The following is a 221-nucleotide window of genomic DNA, read 5'->3' as shown; positions in this document are numbered from 1 at the left end:
CCACGGTTTTCAAGTTCCGTAAATGCACGATACACCGTGCTTTTGTGTATACTCAAATCTTCTGCTATCCTGCGCACAGAGGGAAAACATTCTCCGTTTTTATCCGCACGGTTTGCAAGATAACAGTACACAGCCACAGCCTTGTGGCTCAGACCTAAATCGTAAATTTGATTTTGTCAATAAAACTTGACACATTGACCGCAAGGATTTGAAGTTAAGCA

Annotated in this window: 1 protein-coding gene; it reads right to left on the bottom strand. The window is 42.1% G+C overall.

From position 1 onward, the window contains the following. Positions 1 to 152 (bottom strand): helix-turn-helix domain-containing protein (locus LI114_RS14435; RefSeq protein WP_227221178.1); only part of this gene is annotated, 152 nt, incomplete at its 3' end. Positions 153 to 221 lie beyond the last annotated feature (69 nt).

This window comes from Ruminococcus sp. 210702-SL.1.03 (assembly GCF_020559915.1).
Classification (GTDB): domain Bacteria; phylum Bacillota; class Clostridia; order Oscillospirales; family Ruminococcaceae; genus YE71.
Note: the sequence above shows the minus strand (reverse complement) of the source record. Positions and strands in the feature narration are given on the sequence as shown.